This is a genomic window from Pseudomonas chlororaphis subsp. chlororaphis (assembly GCF_003945765.1).
In the GTDB taxonomy this organism is placed as follows: Bacteria; Pseudomonadota; Gammaproteobacteria; order Pseudomonadales; family Pseudomonadaceae; genus Aquipseudomonas; species Aquipseudomonas chlororaphis.
Genome location: NZ_CP027712.1, coordinates 4,736,181 through 4,761,720, shown reverse-complemented (window position 1 = coordinate 4,761,720; position 25,540 = coordinate 4,736,181). Strand labels below are relative to the sequence as shown.

Annotated in this window: 24 protein-coding genes and 2 pseudogenes; 13 read left to right on the top strand and 13 right to left on the bottom strand. The window is 63.6% G+C overall.

Annotated elements, in window-relative coordinates; genetic code table 11:
* Positions 1 to 301: 301 nt before the first annotated feature.
* Genes C4K27_RS21330 through qhpG form a run of 4 tightly spaced genes read left to right on the top strand, consistent with a single transcriptional unit; the run spans position 302 to position 5,907 of the window.
* Positions 302 to 2,218: a sigma-54-dependent Fis family transcriptional regulator gene (locus C4K27_RS21330; RefSeq protein ID WP_053262058.1), complete on the top strand. Its 1,917-nt coding sequence runs from the start codon at positions 302 to 304 to the stop codon at positions 2,216 to 2,218.
* Positions 2,218 to 3,936 (top strand): ABC transporter ATP-binding protein, encoded by a 1,719-nt coding sequence (locus C4K27_RS21325; protein ID WP_053262057.1) that lies wholly within the window; start codon positions 2,218 to 2,220, stop codon positions 3,934 to 3,936. Before C4K27_RS21330 ends, C4K27_RS21325 begins: the two co-directional genes overlap by 1 nt.
* Positions 3,926 to 4,603, top strand: a complete 678-nt coding sequence (gene qhpE, locus C4K27_RS21320) for a subtilisin-like serine protease QhpE (protein ID WP_053262056.1) — start codon at positions 3,926 to 3,928, stop codon at positions 4,601 to 4,603. Before C4K27_RS21325 ends, qhpE begins: the two co-directional genes overlap by 11 nt.
* Positions 4,600 to 5,907 carry a flavin-dependent monooxygenase QhpG gene (qhpG, locus tag C4K27_RS21315; protein WP_053262055.1) on the top strand — a complete coding sequence of 436 codons (1,308 nt, stop codon included), beginning with the start codon at positions 4,600 to 4,602 and terminating at the stop codon, positions 5,905 to 5,907. The genes qhpE and qhpG overlap by 4 nt, the downstream gene beginning before the upstream one ends.
* Before the next feature lie 222 nt (positions 5,908 to 6,129).
* Here the strand turns inward: qhpG and C4K27_RS21310 are convergent, their stop codons facing one another.
* Together C4K27_RS21310 and C4K27_RS21305 are read right to left on the bottom strand one after the other, a co-directional pair.
* Positions 6,130 to 8,031 (bottom strand): amidohydrolase, encoded by a 1,902-nt coding sequence (locus C4K27_RS21310; RefSeq protein WP_053262054.1) that lies wholly within the window; start codon positions 8,029 to 8,031, stop codon positions 6,130 to 6,132.
* A 220-nt stretch (positions 8,032 to 8,251) separates the two neighbouring features.
* The gene (locus tag C4K27_RS21305; protein WP_053262053.1) at positions 8,252 to 9,742 is read right to left on the bottom strand and encodes an aldehyde dehydrogenase family protein; all 1,491 of its coding nucleotides are present in this window, start codon (positions 9,740 to 9,742) and stop codon (positions 8,252 to 8,254) included.
* 231 nt (positions 9,743 to 9,973) lie between these two features.
* On the opposite strand from C4K27_RS21305, the gene C4K27_RS21300 reads away from it, so the two are divergent.
* Positions 9,974 to 10,363, top strand: a complete 390-nt coding sequence (locus C4K27_RS21300; protein WP_053262052.1) for an MliC family protein — start codon at positions 9,974 to 9,976, stop codon at positions 10,361 to 10,363.
* Positions 10,364 to 10,518: 155 nt separating this feature from the next.
* On the top strand, positions 10,519 to 10,962 hold the full coding sequence (locus tag C4K27_RS21295; RefSeq protein WP_009044849.1) for a hemerythrin domain-containing protein: 444 nt from the start codon (positions 10,519 to 10,521) through the stop codon (positions 10,960 to 10,962).
* A gap of 163 nt (positions 10,963 to 11,125) precedes the next feature.
* Here the strand turns inward: C4K27_RS21295 and C4K27_RS31850 are convergent.
* The 8 genes and pseudogenes from C4K27_RS31850 to C4K27_RS21260 all read right to left on the bottom strand — a co-directional run.
* Positions 11,126 to 12,070 (bottom strand): annotated as a pseudogene (locus C4K27_RS31850) (methyl-accepting chemotaxis protein); the annotation flags it as partial.
* A 354-nt stretch (positions 12,071 to 12,424) separates the two neighbouring features.
* Positions 12,425 to 12,691 (bottom strand): annotated as a pseudogene (locus C4K27_RS31845) (PAS domain-containing protein); the annotation flags it as partial.
* Positions 12,692 to 12,926: 235 nt separating this feature from the next.
* On the bottom strand, positions 12,927 to 13,331 hold the full coding sequence (locus C4K27_RS21285) for a DUF1090 family protein (protein ID WP_053262050.1): 405 nt from the start codon (positions 13,329 to 13,331) through the stop codon (positions 12,927 to 12,929).
* A gap of 128 nt (positions 13,332 to 13,459) precedes the next feature.
* Positions 13,460 to 14,125 carry an HAD family hydrolase gene (locus C4K27_RS21280; RefSeq protein ID WP_053262049.1) on the bottom strand — a complete coding sequence of 222 codons (666 nt, stop codon included), beginning with the start codon at positions 14,123 to 14,125 and terminating at the stop codon, positions 13,460 to 13,462.
* Between the two features lie 147 nt (positions 14,126 to 14,272).
* Entirely contained in the window at positions 14,273 to 14,578 is a 306-nt protein-coding gene (locus C4K27_RS21275) for a hypothetical protein (protein ID WP_125738091.1), read from the bottom strand.
* 80 nt (positions 14,579 to 14,658) lie between these two features.
* The gene (locus tag C4K27_RS21270; RefSeq protein ID WP_053262047.1) at positions 14,659 to 15,102 is read right to left on the bottom strand and encodes a hypothetical protein; all 444 of its coding nucleotides are present in this window, start codon (positions 15,100 to 15,102) and stop codon (positions 14,659 to 14,661) included.
* A 103-nt stretch (positions 15,103 to 15,205) separates the two neighbouring features.
* Complete coding sequence (locus C4K27_RS21265; RefSeq protein ID WP_081002324.1) at positions 15,206 to 15,616, bottom strand: hypothetical protein; 411 nt, start codon at positions 15,614 to 15,616, stop codon at positions 15,206 to 15,208.
* A complete protein-coding gene (locus tag C4K27_RS21260) occupies positions 15,597 to 16,760 on the bottom strand; it encodes a polymorphic toxin type 44 domain-containing protein (protein WP_053262046.1) in 1,164 nt (387 codons plus the stop codon). Before C4K27_RS21260 ends, C4K27_RS21265 begins: the two co-directional genes overlap by 20 nt.
* A 429-nt stretch (positions 16,761 to 17,189) precedes the next feature.
* Here C4K27_RS21260 and peaA point away from each other — a divergent pair, with 429 nt between their 5' ends.
* The 4 genes from peaA (at position 17,190) to peaD (ending at position 21,757) form a co-directional block, all read left to right on the top strand.
* Positions 17,190 to 18,770, top strand: coding sequence for a quinohemoprotein amine dehydrogenase subunit alpha (gene peaA / locus C4K27_RS21255; protein WP_053262100.1), 1,581 nt, complete (start codon positions 17,190 to 17,192; stop codon positions 18,768 to 18,770).
* Positions 18,771 to 18,850: 80 nt separating this feature from the next.
* Complete coding sequence (peaB, locus tag C4K27_RS21250; protein ID WP_053262045.1) at positions 18,851 to 20,284, top strand: quinohemoprotein amine dehydrogenase maturation protein; 1,434 nt, start codon at positions 18,851 to 18,853, stop codon at positions 20,282 to 20,284.
* A 1-nt stretch (position 20,285) separates the two neighbouring features.
* Positions 20,286 to 20,609 (top strand): quinohemoprotein amine dehydrogenase subunit gamma, encoded by a 324-nt coding sequence (gene qhpC, locus C4K27_RS21245; RefSeq protein WP_007921889.1) that lies wholly within the window; start codon positions 20,286 to 20,288, stop codon positions 20,607 to 20,609.
* Between the two features lie 23 nt (positions 20,610 to 20,632).
* Positions 20,633 to 21,757, top strand: a complete 1,125-nt coding sequence (gene peaD / locus C4K27_RS21240) for a quinohemoprotein amine dehydrogenase subunit beta (RefSeq protein ID WP_053262044.1) — start codon at positions 20,633 to 20,635, stop codon at positions 21,755 to 21,757.
* Positions 21,758 to 21,811: 54 nt separating this feature from the next.
* On the opposite strand, the gene C4K27_RS21235 is transcribed toward peaD, so the two are convergent.
* The gene (locus C4K27_RS21235; RefSeq protein WP_053262043.1) at positions 21,812 to 22,213 is read right to left on the bottom strand and encodes a lysozyme inhibitor LprI family protein; all 402 of its coding nucleotides are present in this window, start codon (positions 22,211 to 22,213) and stop codon (positions 21,812 to 21,814) included.
* Positions 22,214 to 22,291: 78 nt separating this feature from the next.
* Entirely contained in the window at positions 22,292 to 22,939 is a 648-nt protein-coding gene (locus C4K27_RS21230; RefSeq protein ID WP_053262042.1) for a hypothetical protein, read from the bottom strand.
* A 209-nt stretch (positions 22,940 to 23,148) separates the two neighbouring features.
* Here C4K27_RS21230 and C4K27_RS21225 point away from each other — a divergent pair, with 209 nt between their 5' ends.
* The 3 genes from C4K27_RS21225 to C4K27_RS21215 are packed head-to-tail and all read left to right on the top strand — an operon-like array spanning position 23,149 to position 24,775.
* Positions 23,149 to 23,604, top strand: a complete 456-nt coding sequence (locus C4K27_RS21225; RefSeq protein ID WP_053262041.1) for an SRPBCC family protein — start codon at positions 23,149 to 23,151, stop codon at positions 23,602 to 23,604.
* Positions 23,594 to 23,953, top strand: a complete 360-nt coding sequence (locus C4K27_RS21220; protein ID WP_081002323.1) for an ArsR/SmtB family transcription factor — start codon at positions 23,594 to 23,596, stop codon at positions 23,951 to 23,953. The genes C4K27_RS21225 and C4K27_RS21220 overlap by 11 nt, the downstream gene beginning before the upstream one ends.
* Before the next feature lie 15 nt (positions 23,954 to 23,968).
* A complete protein-coding gene (locus tag C4K27_RS21215; protein WP_053262039.1) occupies positions 23,969 to 24,775 on the top strand; it encodes an aminoglycoside phosphotransferase family protein in 807 nt (268 codons plus the stop codon).
* Positions 24,776 to 24,997: 222 nt separating this feature from the next.
* On the opposite strand, the gene C4K27_RS21210 is transcribed toward C4K27_RS21215, so the two are convergent.
* Entirely contained in the window at positions 24,998 to 25,402 is a 405-nt protein-coding gene (locus C4K27_RS21210) for a GFA family protein (protein ID WP_053262038.1), read from the bottom strand.
* Positions 25,403 to 25,540 lie beyond the last annotated feature (138 nt).

Here is a 25,540-nt window from a genome sequence, read left to right as displayed (position 1 = left end):
GTTCCCCCTGTTCAGACTGGTCATTTACTGGGCCGTTTACCGCCAGGCGACCAGTGAGTACCAGGGGCAACCGGACGCCATACGGCTCTTGCCATCCGCTTTACGTTAACGTCAAGATGCTCTGGCGCGGTTTTTCCCGTGGCGCAGGTTTTGCTTCTGTGAATGGCAGGGCTGGCCGCGGGCCAAACTTCCCTTTACTGCCTTCTGAACCGGGTGTAGACATTGCCCATGGCTTGCGTGCCCCTCGCAACCCAAGGGAATGGACCGGGGAGGTGCCGGGCGGACCGATTCGGAGCGCTTGATGACTCTTATAAAAACAACAACCGGCGAGCTGCAGCACCAAGCCGGGCTGGCCCGCAGAAAACTCCATCTGGAAGGCGCAGTCCCCGATGGCGTATTACGTGCGGAAATCGATGCGTCATGGCGGCGCAGCCTCAGCCATGGCGTGCACTTCAATGGCCAGCCGGAGTTGACCCTGGAGTCCGGCGCCAGCCTCGAGGTGCTGCTGGCGAGCAATCGCCTGCTGCTCGACGCGGCGATACCCGCCATCGACTACCTGGCCGAGCGCCAGGGCAAGGACGGCCTGATTATCCTGGCCAATGCCGACGCCACCATTCTTGCGGTCGAAGGCCGGGCCGACCGGCTCAAGGGCAGCGGTGTGCAGGACATCACCCTCGGCGCCTGCTGGAGCGAAGCCAATCGCGGCACCAATGCCCTGGGTACGGCGCTGGTGGAAGCGCGCACCACCCTGATCGACTGCGGCGAGCATTATCTGGACCGCCTGAGCCCTTTTTCCTGCACCTCGGTGCCCATCCATTGCCCCCAGGGCGAGATCCTCGGCGTGCTCGACCTGACCCGCGAAGGTCCGTTGGGCCGTATCCACGACAGCACCGCGCTGCTGAGCATGGCGGTCAGCCAGATCGAGAGCCGGGTGTTCAACAACAGCTTTCCCGAGCAGATTGTCCTGGCGTTCCACAGTCGTCGGCAGTATCTCGAATCGCCGTGGCAAGGCTTGCTCGCGGTCAGTCTCGGCGGGCAGATCCTGGCGGTCAGCGCTCAGGCCTGCCAGTTGTTGCGCGCCGAGCGTTCGGCACTGGTCGGGCGGCGTTGCGAAGAGTTTCTTGGCGTGGATGGCGTGCAACTGCTCGGCCGTTTGCAACAGGGCGGCATCGGCAGCCTGCAGACCGCCAAGGGCGAGTTTTTCTACAAGACCCTGCGCGCCCCGCAACGCTCGATCAATGTCAGCAGCGTGCCGCGCAGCACGTCGAAAAGCGCCCCCAGCCAGGCGCAGCCCGACCCGCAACTCGACACCCTCGCCGGCAGCAACAGCCGTTATGCCCGGGCCTTGCGCATGGCCCGGCAGGGCCTGGCCAATGCCTTGCCGGTGTTGCTGCTGGGGGAAACCGGCACCGGCAAGGAGGTCATCGCCCGCGCCCTGCACATGGCGGGCAGTCGCGCCGACAAGCCCTTTATCGCGGTCAACTGCGCGGCGATCCCCGAGGGCCTGATCGAGTCGGAGCTGTTCGGTTATCGCGAGGGCGCCTTCACCGGCTCGCGCCGTGGCGGCATGATCGGCCGCCTGCAACAGGCCCATGGCGGCACCCTGTTCCTCGATGAAATCGGCGATATGCCACTGGCCTTGCAGGCGCGCCTGTTGCGGGTGCTGCAGGACCGTAAGGTAGCGCCGCTGGGCGCCGGCGAAGAGCAGGACATCGATGTGGCGCTGATCTGCGCCACCCACCGCGACCTCAAGCAGCAGGTGGCCGACAAGCAGTTTCGCGAGGACCTGTTCTACCGGGTCAACGGCATCAGCGTGATGCTCCCGGCGCTGCGCGAGCGCGAGGACTTCGACGCGTTGCTGGAGGTCCTGCTGGCCAAGCTCGGCAGCCCCGGCGCGGCCCTGGCCGAGGACCTGCGCCAGTTGCTGGCCGGCTATCACTGGCCGGGCAACATTCGCCAGTTGGAGATGGTCCTGCGCACCGCCCTGGCCATGCGCGAGGCGGGCGACGCGGTCCTGGGCCTGGAGCACCTGCCCGACAGCATGCTCGACGATCTCAACGCCAGCGAACGCCCGGCCAGCGGCAGCATCCGCGAGAACCAGCTGGAGCTGATCCGCCAGGCGCTGGACAGCCACCAGGGCAATGTCTCCGCCGCCGCCGATGCCCTGGGCATCAGTCGCGCGACCCTGTACCGCAAGCTCAAGCAGTTGCACAGCTGATGGCGCGCCTGCTCAGCCGGCTGGTGGACAGCCCCGACCCCGCGGCCCTGCAAGCCGCCTTGCGCTGGCTGTACGGGTTTGTCCGCCCGCAGCGCCTGGCCATCGCCGGGTTGCTGGTGCTGTCGGTCTGCGCCTCGTTGCTGGTGCTGGTGCAGCCGTGGCTGACCAAGCTGCTGATCGACGATGGCCTGCTGGCGCGCAATTTCCCGATGCTGGCGTGGATCGCCGGGCTGATGATTCTCGCCGGGCTGCTGGGCACCGCGCTGTCGGGCATCAACCGCTACCTGCACACGCGCCTGTCGGGGCGGATCCTGTTCGCCCTGCGCGACGACCTGTACCGCCATTTGCAGCGCCTGTCGCCGGGCTTCTACGGCCAGCGGCGAATCGGCGACCTGATGTCGCGGCTCGATGGCGACGTCGCGGAGATCCAGCGCTTTGCCGTCGATTCGCTGTTCTCCGCGGTGTCCAGCGTGATCGGCCTGGTGGTGGCCCTGGCGCTGCTGGTGACCCTGTCCTGGCAGCTGTCGCTGCTGGCGCTGCTGCTGATTCCGCTGGATGTGCTCTGGCTGCGCTGGATGCGGCGCAAGGTCGAGCGCGATGTACGGCAACTGCGCGAGCGTTCGGCGGACATGTCGTCGTTCATGGTCGAGACCCTGCCGGTGATGAAGTTCATCCAGAGCGCCGGCCAGCAACAGCGCGAAGCCCGGCGCCTGGAACAGTTGGGGCAGGGCTACATGAGCCAGTTGTTGCGCCTGCAGGTCAGCGAGTTCTTCACCCAGGCGGTGCCCGGCACCCTGACTTCGCTGTCGCGGGCCTGTGCGTTCCTGATCGGCGGCTATTGGGTGGTGCAGGGCACCTGGCAGCTGGGCGCGCTGATCGCCTTTTCCACTTACCTGGGCATGGCCGTGGGGCCGGTGCAGAGCCTGCTGGGGCTGTACGTGGCGATCCAGCGCATGAGCGTCAGCCTGGGCCGGGTCATGGAGCTGCGCGGCGAGCAACCGAGCGTGACCACGCCGGCGCAACCGCTGCCGATGCCCAGCGGCGGCGAGCTGTCTTTTCGTGATCTGCACTTCAGCCACCCGGGGAGGCCGAGCACCCTGCGCGGCATCGAGGCACGCATTCCCTATGGCCTGAAGGTGGCCCTGGCCGGCGGTTCCGGGGTCGGCAAATCGACCCTGATCGACCTGCTGCAACGCCACCACGACCCGCAGTCCGGGCAGGTGCTGCTGGACGGTATCGACCTGCGCCAGCTCGACCTGTTCGAGCTGCGCCGGCGCATCGCCGTGGTCAGCCAGGACATCGTGCTGTTCCGCGGCAGCCTGGCCGACAACCTGGCCTACAGCGTGCCCGACGCACCGCGCGCGGCGGTGGCCGAGGTGGCGCGGCTGGCGCAACTGGACAGCCTGATCGAAGCGCTGCCCGAGGGCCTGGACAGCCCGTTGGGCGAGCGCGGCCAGCAGCTGTCCGGCGGGCAGAAACAACGGATCGCGATTGCCCGCGCGCTGCTCCAGGACCCGTTGATCCTGGTGCTGGACGAAGCCACCTCGGCGGTGGACGAAAGCACCGAGCGCGAAGTGATCGAGGCCATCGACCGGCTGTTCGCCGGGCGCACGCGGATCCTGATCAGCCATCGGCCGTCGACCCTGGCCGACGCCGACCTGCGCTTCGAGCTGGTGGACGGCGTGTTGCACTCCGTGAAGGTGCCCCATGAAGCCTGAGCTGCGGATCGGCGTGGTCGACAGCGGGCATACGGCTGTGCAACGCCCGCAGGTGGTGGCCGGGCGGCGCTTCTACCTGGTGGAAGACGGGGTCGGCGAGGGCGACTTGCGCGAGGACCCCCTCGGCCACGGCAGCGCGATTATCGAGGCGATCAGCGCGCGGGCGCCCCAGGTGCGTTTCTGTGTGGCCCAGGTGTTCGACCAGCGCGGGGTGACCAGCGCCCTGCAGATCGCCAGCGCCCTGGACTGGCTGGTGAGCCAGCAGGTGCGGCTGGTCAACCTCAGCCTGGGGCTACGCCAGGACCGCCGCCTGTTGCGCGAAGCCTGCGCGGCCGCCCTGGCCCGTGGTGTGCTGTTGTGCGCCTCGACGCCGGCCCAGGGCGAGGGGGTGTACCCGGCGCGTTACCCGGGGGTGCTGCGGGTCACCGGCGATGCCCGTTGCACCCCCGGCGAATGGTCGTGGCTCGACAGCCAGCAGGCCGACTTCGCCGCCTGTGTGCAGGGCAGCCACCCCGGCCAGTCCGGCGCCAGCCTGGGCTGCGCGGCCTTGAGCGGGCATATCGCCCGCTACCTCGGCGAACACCGCGACGCCGACAACCCGCAGGTGGTCCAGTGGCTGCGGACCCACGCCCGCTATCGCGGCCCCGAACGGCGCGGCTGGACATGAGGCCGATCCTGGTGCTCGGCGCCGGCCCGGCGGGGGCCGCGGTGGCCCTGGGCTTGCGCCGCCTGGGTTACGCGGTGGCGCTGGTCAGTGAGTGGCGGCGTTTCCCGGCGCTCGAAGGGGTGTCGCTGCGGGTGCTCGAAGCCCTGCGTGGCGCCGGCCTGGGGCGTGGGCTGGAGGCGGCGTTGCAGGCGTCCCAGCGTCAGGTGGCGTGGAACGGCCAGAGCCATGGGCAGAACGTCGAATACCTGCTGGATCGCCCGCGCTTTGATCGCGGCCTGCGTGAGGATTTGCGCGAGGCCGGGGTCGAGCTGATCGAGGGCCGGGTGCTGGAGGTGCAGTCGACGGCGAACGAACATCGGCTGCGGATCGAGGGGCAGGCCGAGCGCCTAACGGATTTTCTGGTGGAGGCCCGAGGGCGCCAGGCGCCTGCATTGAGTAAAGAACTGGGCAAAGGCCTGCGGGGCCCGGAAACCCTCAGCCTGCTCAACCGCTGGCAGGGCGCGCCGGGCAGCACCGCCAGCGCCGTGCACAGCCTGGAAGACGGCTGGGCCTGGATGGCGCGTCAGGCCGACGGCCAGTGTTACTGGCAACTGACGGTGGACGTGGCCAGCGCCGCGTTGCCGGGCAAGGCGCAGTTGCTGGATTACTGCCGCCAGCGCCGCCAGGCTTCGGCCCTGGCGCGGGCGTTTTTCGGCGCCGGGCCGGAGCTTGATGTGCAGCTGCACGCGCGCAGCAGCACGGCGATCCTCTGCCCACAGGTGTGTGGCGCCAACTGGATTCGCGTGGGTGATGCGGCCATGGCCGTGGACCCACTGTCGGGCAACGGTATCTTCCAGTCGCTGTCCTCGGCGTTGCAGGCGCCGGCGGTGATCAACACGCTGCTGCAACGGCCCGAACGGGCGGCCCTGGCGCAGCGCTTCCATGCCCGGCGAGTGGAGCAGTTGTTCCTGCGTTTTGCCCGCATCGGCCGCGATTTCTACGCCGACGAGCAGCGTTGGGCCGAACAGCCGTTCTGGCAGGCGCGCCGGCAATGGCCGGACCGCGAGCCGGCGCATCGCGTCGCGGACTTTTCCGCCCTGCGCATCGAGCGCGCCCCGGTATTGCGCGACGGCCTGGTGGACGAAGCCGAGGTGGTGATCACCCCGGACCAGCCGCTGGGCATCTGGCATGTGCAAGGGGTGGAGCTGGCGCCGCTGTTGCGCCGCTTGCCCAACGAACCGGCGCAACAGCTGCTGGCGGGCCTGAGCGCGGAGCAGGACAAGGCCGTGCGCGGCTGGTTGTTGGGGCAGGGATATCAGCCTTGAGGCGACGGGGCAGCTTTTGTAGCCGCTGCCGCAGGCTGCGATCGGCGGCGCAGCCGCCGCAAAGGCACCAGCGATCGATCGGCGGATGTGTGGCGCCTGGGCGAATGATCGCGGGCAAGCCTCGCTCCTACAGGGGCTCTCATCTTCCGTAGGAGCGAGGCTTGCCCGCGATCCGCGCAGCGGCCATCCAAACCCCGCCGCCCGGCTTGCGACAGCTGATGGTCAGCTATCGGGATTGACGTACACCCGGTGGCCGCCTTTCCAGGTTTCACAGACCTTGATGTCCCTGATGCTGGTGGCCGGTACTTTCTCGTCGAGCGGGTCTTGCTCGAGAATCACCAGGTCTGCGAAATAACCGTCCTGCAGGGACCCGGTCCAGCCTTCGGCGTGGCACTGCCAGGCCGCGTCATAGGTGATGGCTTTCAGGGCCTGCTTGCGCGTCAGGCATTCGGCTTCATTGAGGATCGGTTGCAGCCTTGGGTCATGGACGAACCGCCCCTGGGCATCGCGAATGCCTTCCATCTTGCGGGTCACCGCCTGCTCCATGGAGCGCAGCGGCCCCAACGGCGTTACCGAACAGTCGCTGTGCAGGGTCATTCTCAGGTTGTGGTCCAGGGCCGACTGGCACAGGTCGAGCATCTGCTCGGCCTTGCCTTCGAAGATCGCCTGTTTGAAGGCATAGCCCCAGTAGCCGACATGACCGATCAGGAAGCTTGGCGACAGGCCCAGGCGCTGCAGGGTCTGCAGGGTGTCCGCGGTCAGCAGCGAGCAGTGCTCGATGCGGTGGCGTTTTTCCAGGGCGCTGCCGCCCTGCAAGGCCGCCTCGTAGGCTTGCAGGGTGAACTCGATGGCCCGGTCGCCATTGGCGTGGATCATCAGCGGCCAGCCGGTTTCGACGGCATTGCGCACCACGGTCTTGTAGGCATCGGGTGGGGTGACCGGGGTGTGGTCCTGGTCGCAGAAGTTGAAGTTGCCCACCGGCCGCGTCGCCTCGCAGCAGTAGCGCGTGGCCTGATAGCCCGTCAGCCCCTGGTTGGAGCCGTCCGACACCAGCTTGACCGAGCCCTGGTAGAAGCGTTTGGCCTGTTCCCGGCTGACCGGCTGGTAGCGCGGTAGCTTGCCGATGGCCTCGGGCGTGCCATCGCAGGCGGCGGCATAACCGATCCGCAGCTTCCTGGGGCGGGTCAGGAAGTAGGCGCCCAGTACCAGCTTCGACTGGGGGTCCATCATCGCGTCGTAGAGCAGGGTGATCCCGCGGCGCGACGCCTTGTCGAAGTAGTCTTCGAGGTGCTTGAAGATATTGAGTATTTCCAGCTGCTGCCTGAGGGGAATGCTCTTGATGGCGGCCAGCACCTGGGCTTCCTGCAGGACACCGTTGTCGGCCCTGACGCCGGTCTTCTCGAACACCGCATCGCTGGCCGCGGTGTTCAGGTAGGCGGTGTGCATGGACGCGCTGATCAGCAGCATCGGATGCTGCTTGTCGATGGTGTCCAGGTTGCCGATGTCGTCGCCGGGGCCACAGTGGAAGGTGATGAGTTTGTTCAGGCCGTGGGGTACGACCTGGAAGGGCATCAGCGCCGGATCGACCTGATGGCCGAGGATCCAGGTCGAGTTGTCCTTGGGCAGGTTGCCCTGGATGGTGCTTTTCAACCAGAGCCAGTCATAGGTGGGACGTAGTCGCTGGTTCTTGTGCTCATCGGGGTTGTCGGTATCGATGGCCCCCAGGTTCAGCCAGCCTTCCATGGCGCAGCTCTGCACGATATGGGCGTGGGGTTCGATCAGGCCGGGCAACAGGGTCTTGCCGTTCAACGACTGCTTCCTGTAGGTGATGCCCAGGGTGTTCATGCGGGCTTCGACGGCGGCCAGGGTGCCGGATGCGACCACGTCGCCGGCGTGGATGCCCAGGGCCTCGACCCGTTCGTCCATGTTGCCGTCGCGCAAGGGGTAGATGGTGCCGTTGGTAAAGATGATGGACTCGCCGGCCGGTTCCTTTGCCAGCTCATTGGCGTCCTGTGGCTGGCTGGCGGTATGGCTGGCCGGGTCGAGTGTGTCCTTCAGAGCGTTCCAGATGGGGTTGTGGCATCCGCATTGGACCCCGTCGTGATCATATCCATTTGATCCCATGATGCTTCCCTCGGGTTTTCGGTGGTGATGAGGTGTGGGTTGAAGGTGGGTGAGCCAGGCTCGCAGGGCAGCTGTCGAGCCGGCTCGGGCTGAGCGTAGCAGCCGTTCGGGGCGCAGGCCGGGCAGCGGGTCGGCGACGCTAAACCAGTCGTCGGGAGACGCCGGGCAGACCCCGGCGCCGCCGTTGAGGAGCGCTTGTGCTATGGGCTATCGCGGGTCGTCAGAGCTTGATCAGCACCGATTTCAGCTCGGTGTAATGCTCGATCGCCGCGTAACCCATTTCCCGGCCCACGCCGGACATCTTGTAGCCACCGAACGGCAGCGCCGGGTCGAGGGCGCTGTGGCAGTTGACCCAGACCGAGCCGGACTTGATCCGCGGGATCATCCGGTGCACCGCCGCCAGGTCGTTGGACCAGATGCTCGCGCCCAGGCCGTAGGGGCTGTCGTTGGCCAGGCGCAGGGCATCGGCCTCGTCGTCGAAAGGAATGGCCACCAGCACCGGGCCGAAGATCTCTTCCTGCACCAGCGAATGCTGCTGGTCGACGTCGACGATTACCGTCGGCTTGACGAAATAACCGGGGCCGAACCGCTCGCCGCCGCAGGCGATAGTGGCGCCGCTGTTCCGGCCCATCTCGATATAGCGCCAGACCCGCTCCTGCTGCCGGGCGGAGATCAGCGGGCCCATGTCGACGCTGGCGTCCAGGCCGCTGCCGAGTTTCATGGCGTTGGCAATGCCGGCAATATCGGCCACCACATTGTCGAAGTGCTTGCGCTGTACATACAGCCTGGAGCCGGCGCAGCAGACCTGGCCCTGGTTGAAGAAGATCGCGCTGGCGGCGCCGGCCGCGGCGCTGCCCAGGTCGGCATCGGCCATGACAATGGTCGGCGACTTGCCGCCCAGTTCCAGGGTGACCCGGGTCATGTTGTCCATGGCGATCTTGCCGATTTCCTTGCCCACCGCGGTGGAGCCGGTGAAGGTCAGCTTGTCCACCCGCGGGTTGTGGGTCAGGGCCGAGCCCGCGGTGATGCCAGTGCCGGTGACCACGTTGAATACGCCGTCGGGGTAGCCGGCTTCCTGCACCAGCTCGGCGAGTTTCAGCGCGGTCAGCGGGGTTTCGTCGGCCGGCTTGAGCACCACGGTGCAGCCGGTGGCCAGGGCCGGGCCGAGCTTCCAGCAGGCCAGCAGCAGCGGGAAGTTCCAGGCGACGATGGCGCCGACCACGCCCACCGCCTCGCGACGGATGAAACTGTGGAACTGCTGGTCGGGCATCAGCGGCACGGAGACCTCGACGCTGCTGCCTTCGATCTTGGTCGCCCAGCCGGCCATGTAGCGCAAAAAGTCGATGGCCAGTTGCACGTCCATGACCTGGGCCACCGCGGCGCTCTTGCCGTTGTTCAGGCATTCCAGTTGCGCCAGCAGTTCGGCGTCGCGCTGCATCAGGTCGGCGAGTTTCCACAGCAGGTTCTGCCGTTCCCGCGGGCGGGTGCGGCTCCAGGGCGAATCGTCGAAGGCCTGGCGCGCAGCCAGCACCGCGCGGTCGACATCGTCCACCGTGGCCCGCGGCACCACGCACAGTTGTTCGCCGGTGGCCGGGTTGTGCAGCGGCATGGTCTGGCCGTCGGCGGCCTCGACCCATTCGGCGCCGATCAGCATGCGCGGGGCGCGCTGGATAAAGGCGGTGGTGGCGGGGAGCAGGGTTGCAATAGCCATGACAGAACCTCTTGTTATGCGTGAGGCGAGGGCTTTCGCAACCGCTGTGCCAGTTTTTAATTGCGATTAACTATATGATTTTAATAAGGTTTATTTGAGGTGGCGGAAGGGCGGCAGATACAAGCTGTCGCAAATTGCGAATGCCTTGAGACACCCCGGCCTGAACTTATGGGGGCCTGCTTCGTCGTAAAGGGGCCTGTCATGAAGGTGCACTGAACAAGGAGCTGTACATTGAAGATTGCAACGATTCTGGGAACCACCTTGCTGCTGGCGCCGTTGTTCGCCCAGGCCGCGACGACCCCGGCCGAGCCGGAGCTGCCGGCGTACCAGAGCAGCCTGGCCAGCTACCGCTGCGAGGGTGGGGTAGAGGTGCAGGCGGCGTACCTGAACATCGATAACGGCGCCTCGTTCGCCACCCTGTATTACAAGGGCCAGCTGATACCGATGCATATCGCCCGCGCAGCCTCCGGCGCGCTGTATGTCGCCGACGACGAACAGAACAGCTACCGCTGGCACACCCAGGGCGACAGCGGCTTGTTGAGCTTCCTGGAAGCCGACCACACCGCCAAGGAACAGCAACTGCTCAAGGACTGCCAGGAGCAGAAGGCCGAGGAGCAGTAACCCCCCTCAGGAGCGGCAGCCACCGGCCGGCTGCTGCTCTCTCCAGCGATCCCGGGGCCATTTCCGGCCCTCGCCATCTGCGGTTGAACTGCCGTCGAACGGCCAGTGTCTAGTCCAAGACAAGCCTGTATCGATCCAGCCGTGGAGATGTGCCCGTGAACATATTCGAAGCCCTGCGTGAGAGCCATGAACGCCAGCGCGGCTACGCTGCCGAACTGATGCGCACCTCGGGGGACAGCCCCGAACGCAGCGCGGCCTACGCCCAGCTCAAGGCCGAAGTACAGGCCCATGAGACAGCCGAGGAGCGCTTCTTCTACCTGCCGTTGATGGAGCACGACAACGGCGTCGACCTGAGCCGGCACGCGATTGCCGAGCACCACGCGATGGACGAGCTGATGGAGGCATTGGACGACACCGAGATGTCCAGCCCCGCCTGGCTGGCCACGGCGAAGAAGCTGGTGGACAAGGTGCATCACCACCTGGAGGAAGAAGAACAGAAGTTCTTCCAGATGGCCGGCAAGATCCTCGACGACAAGCAGAAGGACCAGTTGGCCAACGGTTACGTGAAGGAGTACCGGCAGCAGCTGGCGGCCGACTGAGACGGCCCTCGAAGAATAAAAAAAGCCCGCGCACTGGCGGGCTTTTTTGTACGTGACGGGGGGGGAGGGCCAGGCCCTCGATCGCGAGCAGGCTCGTTCCTGCAGCAACAGCGTCCATTGCAGGAGCGCTTGCTCGCGATAAACCCGTACACACACACCGAACCTAGCGGTTGAAACGTTCCACCAGCGAGTACTGGGTGGTGGCGGTCCGGGTCAGTTCCTTGCTCAGTTCGGCCGAGTGATGGGCCTGCTCCGAGGTCTGGTCGGCCAGTTGCGCGATGGTGCTGATATTGCGGCTGATTTCCTCGGCGACCGCGCTCTGCTCCTCGGTGGCGGCGGCGATCTGGGTGGTCATCTCGGTGATGTTGGCCACCGCCTGGCTGATGCCCAGCAGCGCCTGGTCCGCCTCCAGTACCCGGGCCACGCCTTCCTCGGCCTGGCGCTGGCCGCTTTCCATGCTCTGCACGGCGTTTTGCGAGGAGCTCTGCAACTGGGTGATCAGTTCATGGATCTGCTGGGTGGATTGCGCGGTGCGCTGGGCCAGCTGGCGCACCTCGTCGGCCACCACCGCGAAACCGCGGCCCATGTCACCGGCGCGGGCTGCTTCGATGGCGGCGTTGAGCGCCAGCAGGTTGGTCTGGTCGGCGATGCTTTTGATCACATCGACCACGGTGCCGATCTCGTCGCTGTCCCTGGCCAGTTGCGCCACGTTCTGCCCGGTTTCGCCGACCACCTGGGATAGGCGTTCGATGGCTTCGCGGGTATCGCGGGCCACTTCGCGCCCACGGCCGGTCAACTGGTTGGCGGCCTGGGTGGCGTCAGCGGTGCGCTGCACATGGCTGGCCACTTCCTGGGTGGTGGCGGCCATCTGGTTGACCGCGGCGGACACCTGCTCGGTTTCCACCCGCTGGCGGTCCAGGCCACGGGAGCTGTCGCTGGCCAGGGTATCGGAGCGGCTGGCCAGTGCATTGAGCTGTTCGGCGCTGTCCTGCAGGCGGGTGAGGCAGGTTTGCAGCCGCGCGTCCTGGCTGACGAAGGCGGTTTCCAGGCATGCCTGGGGGCCGTGGGCGTCGCTGTACATCTGCGCGATCAACGGGTCGCAGGTGGACGAGTCGGCCAGTTGCAGCAGGCGCCGGGCGGCATGGTTCTGGCGCTGCATCGCCAGCAGCGCCAGGGGCACGGAGAGCCCGGCGGCCACCGCCAGCGCCAAAGGCTGCGCCAGCCAGATACCGCTTAGGCTACCGGCCAGGCCCGTGGCCAGGAACGGCGCCCAGCCCAGCAGGGCCGGTTGCCAGCGATGCCGACGGGGGATGGCCGGCTGCTTGCGGTTGAGACGCTGGTAGAGGTCTTGCGCGCGGCGGATCTGTTCGGCGCTGGGTTTGACCCGGACCGATTCGTAGCCGACGATCCGGCTGCCCTCGAAAATCGGCGTGACGTAGGCGTTGACCCAGTAATGGTCGCCGTTTTTCGAGCGGTTCTTGACGATGCCCATCCACGGCTGGCCCTGTTTCAGCGCCGCCCACATATGGGCAAAGACCGCGGGGGGGACATCGGGGTGACGGACGATGTTCTGTGGAGCACCGATCAGGTCGTCGCGGTCGAAACCGCTGATGTCGACGAAGGCATCGTTGCAGTAGCTGATGACGCCATGGGCATCGGTGGTGGAGATGAGTTTCTGGTTTGACCCTAAAGCCACTTCACGTTGTGTAACGGGCTGATTGTTTCTCATTTCCAGATTGCTCCCTGTGTCCTACAAAATCCATCGGCACGAGTCAGAACAATCTTAGCTAAATATTAGAAAATTCCTTGCATAACAATTAGTTGCATTCCCATTCGCGAGGAGTCCTGAATACTCCCGAGCGGATGGCACAGGTCGTTGAATCTGTTGGGAAAGTCTGGCGCTGAAGCAGGCCCGGGCTGGCCGGCGCGAGCCGGTGATGAAGCTTATCGGGCAAGAAACCGCTTCAGTTGCCGTGGGCGCCAAGGGCGTATTGCAGGACTTGCAGGGCGTGGGTCAGCCGGGCCTTGCGTTTGTCGATGATGCTTGGGTCGCCATAACGCTGCGCGGCGTCGAGTTCCATCTGGCGCAATATCACCTGGTATTCGGCCTGGCGCAGGGGCGGGTTGTGCTCGAAGTGCAGGCCGTCGCAGTAGTCGCTGAGCGGTTCCAGCGCCCGTTGCAGGCCGGCCAGTTGGCGCTGCTCAGGGTCGGGCAGGAGTTTTTCCAGGCTGCTCTTGATGGCTTCGCCCCGGGTCAGACAACTGCTGGTGGCTTCCGGCTGGGCCGGTTCGAGGTCTTCCTGGGCGTGGCCTGTGCTGGCTGCAAGGCCCAGCAGGGCCAGCAGGGAGAGGGAGGTGAGGGCGTTCATGAAGGTCCTTGATACGACAGGCGTGCGGGGCGCTATCTTCAAGAGCCAACGCGCGCCGGACCATCAGATACAACTGAAAAAGCCTTGGGATATTTCTGAGTTTTCCTATCAGACCGTTGGGCGCAGCTTCAGCGCGAGCCGAGCATCCGCTCGATCACCGCCCACAATTGCGGGTCGTTGAAGTCCTCGACCACCAGATGCGCACCGGCGGCCAGCAGGGCCTCGGGGCTCTGGCTGGTGGCCAGGCCGACGGTGAAGACCCCGGCCCCGACCGCGGCGGTCAGGCCGGGGATCGAGTCCTCGAAGGCAATCCCGGCTTCGGCGCTGGCACCCAGGCATTCCAGGCCGGTGAGGTAGGGCAGTGGGTCGGGCTTGGCCCGCGGCAATTCCTCGGCCACCAGCACGCTGTCGAAGCGATCGCCCAGCCCCAGCACGTCGAGCATGTGCTCGGCATTGGCCCGTGGCGCATTGGTCACCACGCAGACGCCGATGCCGCGTTCCCTGGCGAAATCCAACAGGCGCAGCAGGCCCGGCATCGGCGTCAGTCGTGGCGACAGCTGGCGAAAGCGCACTTCCTTGCGGTCGGCGAAAGCCTCGTGCTCGGCCACCGAGCGCTGCGGGAACAGGTAGCGGCACATGTTGGCGTTGGCCTGGCCACTGACATGGGCCTCGAACTCTTGATGGGTGAACACCCGGCCCTCTTCCTCCAGCAACAACTGCTGCAACGCCAGCAGGTGCAATTGGTCGGTGTCGGTCAGGGTGCCGTCGAGATCGAAAAGCAGGGCATTGAGCATGGCGCGATTCCTGTCAGGGCCGGTGGCTGAAGCGGTTAAGCCAGGCATCGTAGCAGCTGCGTGGTGCAGACGCAGATCGTTTGAAGCCCTGCATAACGGACACTGCGCAGCCTTGACTGGTAGATCACAATCGACAGACTGATGCCTTTATTGTGGAACAGGACAGCTCTTGGTGGCGGCCTGGAGCGCCTTGGCGTAATCCACGTAGGTTTTCGGATCGTAGGGCTCAGCGGTTACGCTAAAGCTGGATTTGCCGTAGTAGCTGATTGATTGGTCAACCACCACGGCCCATGTACGGCCAGCGTGCTGTGCGGCCAGATAGAACTCATGGGAATTTAAATCGCTGTTCTCATCCAGTGCAGAGTAGCGGTAGCGCAGGTTCTTATACCAGTCGCGTATGCCCGTTATGGCTCTCAGCGCCTCCTTGGCTGGCTCCTTGTCCGAGTTCTTCAAAAAGAAAACCCTCACATTGTTTCAAGCGAGCAATAACGTCAGGGCCAGTTTTAGCAATGTCGATGCGTCCTTTGCTCAGCTTATTTACATATGTGGACACGGACACCTTTTCTCCAATTAGTTATAGCCAATCCGGCCATCCAAGAGAAGGAAAGCAACCAGACGTAGTAACCGTAGGTATAACCAGTAACAGTGAACCTGCCGTCTTCGTCGTACCAAGTAACGAGCTGTAATTGCACCGATAGTCCCGCCAGTAATGCGAGTGCTGCATAGATGAAGCTTCGCTTGACGTTCCGAGTCCGGTAAGCAGCGATGAATAAGGGGTTTGCTAACCACGCAGAGTAACCGTAGACCATTGACAGTAACCCCGATATGAATGCAAACCATCCAGGTAAAGTGTCTTGGGTGAGCGTTCCATACAGCCAGTTATCATCTTCTTGATACACCGCTGGTAGTGCAAGGCTGAGCAGGTACAGGGCCATGCCGAAATCGCGAAGTTCGAGGCGTCGCTTGGGCCACTTCATTGTCGTGATGCTCCGTCACCAGTTGTAAAGGCCTTGGGAATGTCGTCTGCATTCTACTTGGCGGTTGTGTTGGATGACCTCATATTGGTGCTGGTAGAGAACTTTAAGGACGGAAAGGATCAGCATCACCCTCACATCGTTTTAAGCGAGCAATAACGTCAGGGCCGGTTTTAGCTGTGTCGATGCGGCCTTTACCATCAAGGTAAATGTCTATTGCGCTCCCCCATTTTGGCGTGATGTTTATGCATCTCCGCAGACTATTTTCATTCCACCAATCGAAGTTCATGAAGAACTTCTCATTGGGGAACATATGCCCAGTATCATATGTGGCTTGCCCCGGAAGCATTCCTTCTTTATGGATGTTGTGCTGCGTGTTCCAGATTAGCCGAAGTTCGTCTGTACCTTCTTTGGAGTAATGGACACGTACGACGGGGGTCGCCACGTACCAGAACAACAATGGGGAAACAATGAGTGCCCCAATAACGTGTCGGGTTTTAATATTTCTCGCAGACATGGACACTGGCGCCATCTCCCCATTCTTCCGGTGTGACTGCAAGCACTTCGGCCATGATTGTATGTGCCGTGATGCCCCCATTTGGATACTTGTTGTAGAGTTTCATGCCGATACTAATCGAAATTCGATCAGGGACGTCATCCCATGCGCGCATCCCTTCTACGTCTTCTGTGGCATGAGGCCCTTTGAGCCTCTGATCTTCTTTGGCGACGAATATCTGCTCTCCCCACCGTCGTAATTGATCTGAAACAATCTGCTCGATCCCAGCACTATCCAAAAGGACGCCTTCAGTGAGTCCTCCAGCCATACCCACATAGCCGTAGTGAATGTTCGACCAAATATCGTAGAAGTAGTCGTACTTGCCTTGCCTGTGGCGATACCTGCCAAATTTTGCATGAATCTTCGGTTTGTGGTCCCAATCACGACCCTGGCCTACTCGTTCAGTCCAAAGGGCCATAGCTGCCGCAACGTTTGAAGCGCCGATAGCTTGAGGGCTGGTATTTCCGATTTGGGCATACCACGGCAGGCCCATTTTTTTGCGAGTCTCTTCCGCAACGTCATAGCTGAGCAGCTCTTTCATCTTCAAGACGGAAGAGTGGTGGATGTTGCTATTCATCTCATCTGCGATGTAGCTCGCCAGCTTCTCCATCATGTTCGGGTGAGTACACCCTTCAGGCCCATCGTTCGGTTCAGGCTTCTCTTCAGATGCCTTAGAGGCCGCATTGGGATCAACCAAAGCATTCGCAGCGGCGGCCTTCTCGGTCAGCTTCGGATCAGCCAACAAGGTCGCCATCTTTTCATCGTCTACCGAGCCATCTGAGCGAAACACTCCGAGCGCTGCGAAGTTGATGATGGCAGCCCCAGGAGTAGGCCCCATGACAAAGCCACCGAAGGTATTGGGGCTGCCCGTGATGATTGTCCCGCCGTGAGTGGTAGGGCTTCCTAAGTGGGCCATGGGGCGGCCATTTAGGATGATTGAGGGAAACCCTGTGGTAATGACCGCACCACAGCCGCACGTGTCGCCGACTCGGGCCGCGCCCATGGAGTTGATGTTTATGTCGCCGGAAGCGGAAGCAATCGGGGTGGTGCCGTGACCGGGGAGAGGGCAGACATGTTTGTCGCCCAGGCGAGCGGAAGAAAGCATGGGGGTACATCATCCTTGTGCGTTGACTGATCCGTGGGGCTATGGCTCGTTGTAGAGCTTCGCGAGCCTATTCAGGTGCACCAAGGCAAGGCTTTAGGACGATTCTGAAACGTGTTGACGCCATCGCTGCGATGGCTGATTGGTTCCCTCATCGCCGTGTCTGTCTCAGAGTGGAACAGTTGTCGCGAAATTAAACGCGGTCGGCCGGCGGTTGCCTGGGGGATGCGTCCTGGGATTTTATCAAGTCCTTGATAAAGCACATTATTTGTAAGCTGGCACGCTCCGTGTATTGCTCAACCCAGCCGTTTCTCTTGCCTCCGTGCCCGGCGCCACCGGGCATGGCAGAAACCATAAAAACGACGCACAACAATAATAAAGCTCGCTAATAAAAAGCTCCCTGATAAAGAGCTCCGTGGAGGTCCGACCTTGATCAAGAGAACACTCCGAGCAGGCACGTCCAGCGGCCTGCTGGCGCTGGCGGTCTGCGCCGCCTTGCATGCCCCTCCCAGCCTTGCAGCGCGCGAGGCCCAGGCCATCCTCAAGGAAACCTGCCAGGGCTGCCATACCCCGGAAACGGGAGGCGGCCTGAGCCGCATCAGCCACCAGCGCAAGACCCCGGAAGGCTGGTTGATGAGCATCGCCCGCATGCAGGTCATGCATGGCCTGCAGATCAGCGACGACGATCGCCGCACCCTGGTCAAATACCTGGCCGACACCCAGGGCCTGGCGCCGAGCGAAACCGACGGCGTGCGCTACGCCCTGGAGCGGCGCTTGAACACGGTGGAGAAGTTCGACGAACAAACCAGCCAGATGTGCGGCCGCTGCCACTCCGGCGCGCGGGTCGCCCTGCAACGGCGTCCGGCCCAGGAGTGGGAACGCCTGGTGAACTTCCACCTCGGCCAATGGCCGTCGCTGGAATACCAGGCGCTGTCCCGCGACCGCGACTGGTTCGACCTGGCGCGCAAGGAGATGGTGCCGCTGCTGGCCAAGCGTTATCCGCTGGACAACCCGGCCTGGACAAAATGGCTGGGCAGCGCACCCAAGGCCGAGACCCTGGCGGGCGACTGGAGCTTCAGCGGCCATCTGCCGGGCAAGGGCGAACTGGCCGGGGTGATGAGCGTCAGCGCCGATGGCAATGACACCTTCAAGGTCAGCGTCAAAGGCCAGTACGCCGACGGCAGTCCGTTCAACGGCGAGGGCAGCGCGATTCTCTACAGCGGCTACGAATGGCGCGGCAATGTCAGCATCGACGGCGTGAGCATGCGCCAGGTGTTCGCCGCTCAAGGCAATGCATTGCAGGGCCGGATGTTCGAGGCCGAGCACGACGAACGCGGCCTGGACTTTATCGCCGCCAAGCAGGGCAGCAGTCGTTTGCTGGCGGTGCAACCGGGTCACCTGAAGGCTGGCGGTGAAACCGAAGTCACCCTGATCGGCAGCGGCCTCAGCGGCAAGCCGAGTTTTGGCAAGGGCGTGGAAGTGGTCGACGTCATCGAGCAGGGCCCGCAGCGGATCAAGGTCAGGCTCAAGGCGGCCGCCGATGCCCAACCGGGCCTGCGCAACGTCACCGTCGGCAGCCTGAACGGCGCGACGCTGGCGGTGTACAGCCAGATCGCCGAGGTCAAGGTGGTGCCCGAGTTCTCGGTGGCGCGGGTTGGCGACGGCGGTGGCTCGACGCCCAAGGTCCAGGGCCGCTTCGATGCCGAAGCCTGGGGCAAGGGCGCCGATGGCAAGCCGTATCGCATCGGCGTGTTCCCGGCGCAGTGGAAGGTCGAGCCCTTCGACGAGCGTGCCAGGGAAGACGAGGACGTCAAGTTCGCCGGTACCATGCAGGCCGACAGCGGCGTGTTCATTCCGGGCGATGCCGGGCCGAACCCGCAGCGCAAGATGTCCACCAACAACGCCGGCAACCTCAAGGTGATCGCCGCCGTCGACGACGCTGGGAAATCCCTGACCGGCGAAGGCCACCTGATCGTCACCGTGCAACGCTGGAACAATCCACCCATCCCCTAAGGCGCGGTCCGTGATTGACGACACCCTTTCGGAATGACCGCGGGCCCCCGCCAAAAGGGGGCCGGCACAGGAGGTTTGCAATGGGCGCTATCTTGAATCTGGTCGAACGCAACCTGCACGAAGTGCAGGTCGATGCCGACCGCATGCTGTTCCATATCCCCAGCAGTTCGCTGTTCGCCAGCGATGCCTTGACCGGCAGCATCATCGATGCCCTGCGCGGGCCGGGCTGCTCTTCCATTGACCTGATCCAGCGGCTGGCCAGCCAGTACGACGGCGAGGAAATCAACGAGACTCTGCGCGAGCTGATCGCCCTGGAGCTGGTCAGCGACGGCTCGCCACGGACTGAGGAATGGACCGTCAAGCGAGTCGAACGCACGGCGATCAATACCGTGGTGCTCAACGTCAACACCGGCTGCAACCTGAGTTGCACCTACTGCTACAAGGAAGACCTGGACAAGCCCTCGGCGGGCAAGAAGATGGACGTCGAGACGGCCATCGCCTCGGTGGAAATGCTGCTCAAGGAATCCCCCGACGAGGAGCGTTTCACCGTGGTGTTTTTTGGTGGCGAGCCGCTGAGCAACCGCAAGCTGATCGAGTACATGGTCGACTATTGCGAGAAGCGTTTTCGCGAGGCGGGCAAGTTCGTCGAGTTCGTCATGACCACCAATGCCACGCTGCTCACCGAGGAAACGGTGGACTACCTGAATGCCCACCGCTTTGGCTTGTCCGTGAGCATCGACGGGCCGAAGACCGTGCACGACCGCAACCGCATCACCGTGGGCGGGCAGGGCACCTATGACGTGGTGCGGCGCAAGGCGCAGATGCTGCTGGCGCGCTACGACAGCCGCCCGGTCGGCGCGCGGGTGACCCTGACCACCGGGGTCACCGATGTGGAAACCATCTGGGACCACCTGTTCAACGAACTGGGTTTCGCCGAGGTCGGGTTTGCCCCGGTGACCTCGGGCGATATCAGCAGCTTCAACCTCACAGGCGAGGAACTGGTCGAAGTCTTCGCCAGCATGAAGCGCCTGGGCCGGCGCTACCTGGAGGCGGCCCTGGAGCATCGCAATATCGGTTTCTCCAACCTGCACCAGCTGATCACCGATATCCACGAAGGCCACAAGAAGGCGCTGCCCTGTGGCGCCGGGCTGAAGATGCTGGCGGTGGACCACAAGGGCGAGCTGAACCTGTGCCACCGCTTTACCGGTTCATCGCTGCCGACCTTCGGCAACGTGCGCGAGGGCGGGGTGAAGCAGATGGAACTCAACGACTTCCTGTCCCAGCGCCTGGACCGCAGCAACACCGGCTGCGACAGCTGCCGCATCCGCAACCTGTGTTCCGGCGGCTGCTACCACGAGAGCTACGCCCGCTACGGCGACCCGGCGCACCCGACCTATCACTATTGCGAACTGATGCGTGACTGGGTGGATTTCGGCATCGAGGTCTACAGCCGGATCATGGCCCGCAACCCTGCGTTCATCAGCAGTTACATCACTCCGCGCAAGGCCCACTGACATGAAACATCTCAAGCCGATCAATAACAAAGCCCAGAAACTGGAACAGGCCGCCGACGAGAACCGTATCGAAGAGGTGGTCGCCATGAGTTCGGTGGCCGGCTGTGCCTCGACCACCGACCCGGGCTGGGAAATCGATGCCTTCGGTGGCGTGTCGTCCTTGTGCCAGCCGATGGAGGCTGACCTCTACGGTTGCTCCGACCCTTGCTGGTGGCCGGCCCAGGTGCCGGACATGATGAGCACCTACCCCGACTGGAACAAGGACGCCCAGGCCTCCAACGAGAACTGGCGCAACCTCGGCACCGTGTTCCCTAAAGACAAGTAATCGGTCAGTAGAAGGATTCCAGCATGCGCTTGATCAATGCCTGCGGCCTGGCCGCTTCCGCCGTCCTGGGGGCCTGTTCCCTCAGCGTCCTGGCCGATGACAACAGTGACAAGGCCCTCAACGCCGGCCATGAATACATGGTCACCACCAACTATCCGAATAACCTGCACGTGATCGACCTGGCCAGCGACACGCTGTACAAGACCTGCAAGATGCCCGACGCCTTCGGCCCCGGCACCGTGCAACTGGCGCCGGACCGCAAGGTCGCCTACGTGCTGAACAACCACTACGCCGATGTCTATGGCGTCGAGCTGGACAGCTGCAAGCAGGTGTTCCACGCCAGCATCACCCAGCAGCCGGGGGAGAAGGCGCGCTCGATGTTTGCTTTCACCGTCAGCCACGACGGCAAGGAGCTGTACACCGTGGCCAACCCGACGCTGATGCTCAACGACCGTTATGAGGTCAAGCCGCCGCGGCTGGATGTGTATGCCACCGACGCCGGGCTCAAGGCCAAGCCGGTGCGCAGCTTTCCGGCGCCACGGCAACTGACCATCATGCAGAGCGGTGACGACGGCTCGTTGTATGTGGCCGGGGCGGATGTGTACAAGGTTGACGTCAAGACCGGCAAGTTCGATGTGCTGATCCCCAGCCGCCACTGGAAACGCCCGAACTACAGCGCGCCAGACGTGCTCTACGTGTGGAACCAGCAGACCTGGCGCCATGATTTCTCGCTGCTCTACACCGCCGCCAAGTTCAAGGACCAGCAACAGGACCCGGCCAGCGCCGAGTACCTGTACGGTCTGTTCAGCATCGACTTGAAAACCGGCAAGAGCGAAACCACCGACTTCGGCCCGCTGACGGAAATCTATTTCAGCGGCATGCGCTCGCCGAAGGACCCGAACCTGATGTTCGGCGTGCTCAACCGCCTGGCCAAGTACGACATCCGGCAGAAAAAACTGCTCCAGGCCGCCACCCTGGACCATTCCTACTACTGCATTTCGTTCAACAAGGCGGGCAGCAAGATCTACCTGGCCGGGACCTTCAACGATGTGGCGATCTTCGATGCCGACAGCCTGAAGCAGATCGGCAGCATCAAGCTGCCGGGCGGGGACATGGCGATCACCACGGCCCAGGTGTTCGAGCGTTAGGCGCGGATAGCGCCATCACCTTCGCTCCTGCAGGACATGCAGGGGCGAACCTCATCAATTGCCCGGCACCGGGCAGCTCAGGTCGCCTTCCTGGCACTTGAGGTAGGTCTTGAACGCCTCGACCCGGGCCTTGGTCAGGTCGGTGGTGCAGTTGCTGTAGATCAACGGGTAGACGCTGCCACCGGCCACCCCCGAGGCGGCGAACCCGCATTCCGCATCCCGAAAAGCCACCCAGGCGCGCTGGGCGCCGACCAGCAGCTTCTTGCCGTCCGGGTTGTCCTTCAGGCGCTGGGTGATGCGCTGGTAGAGCGTATTCAGTTCCTTGTCCGCGGCCTTGTGCTGCTCGGCGGCGCACTGGTTCATGGCGGCCTGGGTGCTGGCATTGGCACAGTCGGCGGCCTGGGCCAGCGGGCTGAGCAGCAGCGGCGCCAGGGCCAGGAAAATACGTGGGTTCATAGGGACTCTCACAGTGAAGGGGGACACGCCGACAATGGGCATCGCCCGATGTTGGCGCCGCGCGGCAAGGGCCGCCGGTCAATCATCGTCATAATCGCCGCCGGACAACTCGAAGGCCGCGGCCTCGACCGCGCGGACCGGTGACAGGCTATAGGGCGCGATCTTCAGCCTGTCGAGGCGCCGGCCGTATGCCTGGTTGAAGTCGTCATGAAACGCGGCGAAATCGGCAGACGCGATCAGGGTTCTGATGTCCTCGATGTAGGAACGGTAGTTTTCAACCTTGCTCATGTTGGTTGTGGCATCGCTCGTTGCCCAGACTCGCGCGACCTTCGAATCCCAGATCGGGTAGAGCTGCGGGCGCAGAAAGTGCAGGAGCTTGGAGGTGCCCACTACCGAGTGCAGGCTGTTGGCCAGATCCTGCATCTGCGCCGTGTCGATCAGGACGTCCGACTCCAGGGCGCAGGCGAGGGCGGCCGAGGCTTTATCGACATGTCTGGCATTCACCCGGACCACCCTGGGCATCCAGCCGTAGCACATTGCCGATAGCTGCAGCAGCAGGTCGCCACTGTTGTGGGAACCGGCCAGGGTCCTGGAGGCGGCCAGCAGGGCGGGGTAGGAGCGCAGGTAGGTCAGCGACTGAGGTGTCAGTTCGATCAGCGGCTCGTCGATCAGCCTGATCGCCCGGCGCAGTTTTTCCAGGGTGATTGCGGGGGATGTCTGGGTCATCGGAGGCATTCCATTTCTGTTGTCCGCTGTTCTCACTACCGCGTTGGGCAGCGGCGAGGCAGCCATTGGCGAGTGGCGAGCTTAGCCCTGTTTTTCGGCGGCAGGGCGAGGGATTTCAATCCGTGCTTGGCCGGGCGGTAAAAAAATACGCAACTATAAGGTTGCGTTTTTCACGAAAGCGTCTAGGGTTTGATCACTGGAGGTGACCCATGAACTCATCAGATCGCATCGAAAGAAAGATCCTGCTCAAGGCAACCCGTTCCCGTGTCTGGGCCGCGCTGGCGAATGCCGAGGCGTTCGGCAGCTGGTTCGGCGTGGCGCTCGCGGGCCAGCGTTTTGTCGTCGGGCAACGGACCCGGGGGCAGATTACCTATCCCGGGTATGAACACCTGGTCTGGGATGTGTTGGTGGAGCGGCTGGAGCCCGAACGCCTGTTCGCCTTCAGCTGGCACCCGTACGCGGTGGAGCCTGGAGTCGACTATTCCGCCGAGCCCAGCACCCTGGTGCAATTCGAACTCGAAGACCTGGACGGCGGCACCTTGCTGCGGGTGGTCGAGTCGGGGTTCGATGGCATTCCACCCGAACGGCGGCTCAAGGCGTTTCGCATGAACAGCCGCGGCTGGGACGAGCAGATGAACAATATCGAGACCTACCTTGGCCCCTGATACCCCTTCCACATCCCTGCTGCCAGTGGCGGCATCGCTGGACGGCTCGGCCATGATCTTCGCGGCACTGGGCGACGAGACCCGCCTGCGGCTCGTTGCCATTCTGTGTGGCGGCGGCGCCCTGTCGATCAGCCAGTTGACCCTCGGCACCGACATCAGCCGCCAGGCGGTGACCAAGCATTTGCAGGTGCTGGCGCAGGCCGGGCTGGTGCGCGACGCCAAGCTGGGGCGCGAGCGCCTGTGGGCCTTCGAGCCGGACCGGCTGGCCGAGGCTCGGCGCTCGCTGGAGGTGATCAGCCAGCAATGGGATCATGCCCTGGGTCAATTGCAGGCCTTTGTCGAGTCATAACGGAAAGAGTCACGGATGTTCGAGTTTTACCTGAAACGCTGGAACCTGCAGGTCGATGGCGCGCCCATCGTCACCCCTGGCAGCCACTTGTTGCCGGTGCGCCTGGACGATGCGCCGGCGATGCTGAAGATCGCCCTCGACGACGAGGAAAAATACGGTAACCGCCTGATGGTCTGGTGGGCCGGGGAGGGTGCCGCCCGGGTCTACGCGCACCATGGCGATGGTTTGTTGATGGAGCGGGCCATGGGCCGGCGTTCGCTGATGCAGATGGCCCTGGCCGGCGAAGACGACGAGGTCAGCCGGATCGTCTGCGCCAGCCTGGCACGCCTGCATGCGCCACGCGCGACGCCCTTGCCGCCGCTGTTGAGCCTGCAGGAATGGTTCAAGGCCCTGCGCCCGGCCGCCCGGCGCGAGGGTGGGGTTTTCCTGCGCTGCCTGGCCACGGCCGATGAACTGCTGGCTACCCCTCGGGAACAGGTGGTGCTGCACGGCGATATCCATCACGACAATGTGCTGGATTTCGAGGAACGCGGCTGGCTGGTGATCGATCCCAAGCGGGTCATGGGCGAGCGCGGTTTCGATTTCGCCAACCTGATCTGTAACCCGGACCTGGCGACCAGCAGCGATCCGCGGCGCTTCACCCGCCAGGTCGAGGTCATCGCCCAGGTCGCCGGGCTGGAGCGCAAGCGCCTGCTGCAATGGGTACTGGCCTATACCGGGCTGTCCGCCGCCTGGTTCCTGGAGGACGGCGACGTACCCAGCGCGGAACACCAACTGCAAGTGGCGGAATTGGCCATCCACGCTCTGGAAGGCACTGCCTAGGGGTTTTGGCAGGTCAATCTATGGCGAAAGGCTTACATGCGCTGGCTGCTATCTCGCCTGTTGCCGATTGGGCGACAGGCTTAATCTTCACCCACCAACTGCAGCGCAGGACGCGCTCAGGGTCATGGATGACCGACCATGTGCAAGGATGCAGCGACAGGATGTCGTAATGGTCTTGAAAAAACCCCGCTTCGGCGGGGTTTTTTTTCGCCTGTGGAAAAGCTAGAGGTGGCGGGTTTCCTCCGGCACGTTGCCCCAGTTGTCATGGCGCCCATCGGCGTAATGCACCGGGGCCGCAAGCAGTTCCTGCAGGTCGATGTCATCCAGGGTCATCACTTGCACCGCGACATAGTCGCCGCCGATCTCCTGCACATGACCGCGCCCGAAGGGGCGTACGCCGCAATGCTTGCAGAACAGATGATGGGTATTGCCGGTGTTGAACTGATAGTCGCTCAGCGCCTGTTCGCCACTGAGCAGGCGAAAGGCCTTGGGAGCGATGATCGCGTTCCAGTTGCGGGTCTTGCTGCAGATCGAGCAATTGCACTTGTGGGTGCCCTGGCTCAAGTCGATCTCGGCTTCGTAGCGCACTGCACCGCAATGACAACTGCCGGTGTAAGTCTTGTGCATGGCAAGGCTCCTGAGGGAAGGCTGGGCCAGAGTGTAGAAGCTGCCCGGACATTAGCGGGAAAACTTTTTGATTAAGGCCAGTAGCCAGTATTGAATGTGCCCTGCTTAGATTAAAAAAGTTCCGATAAGAGCATGTAA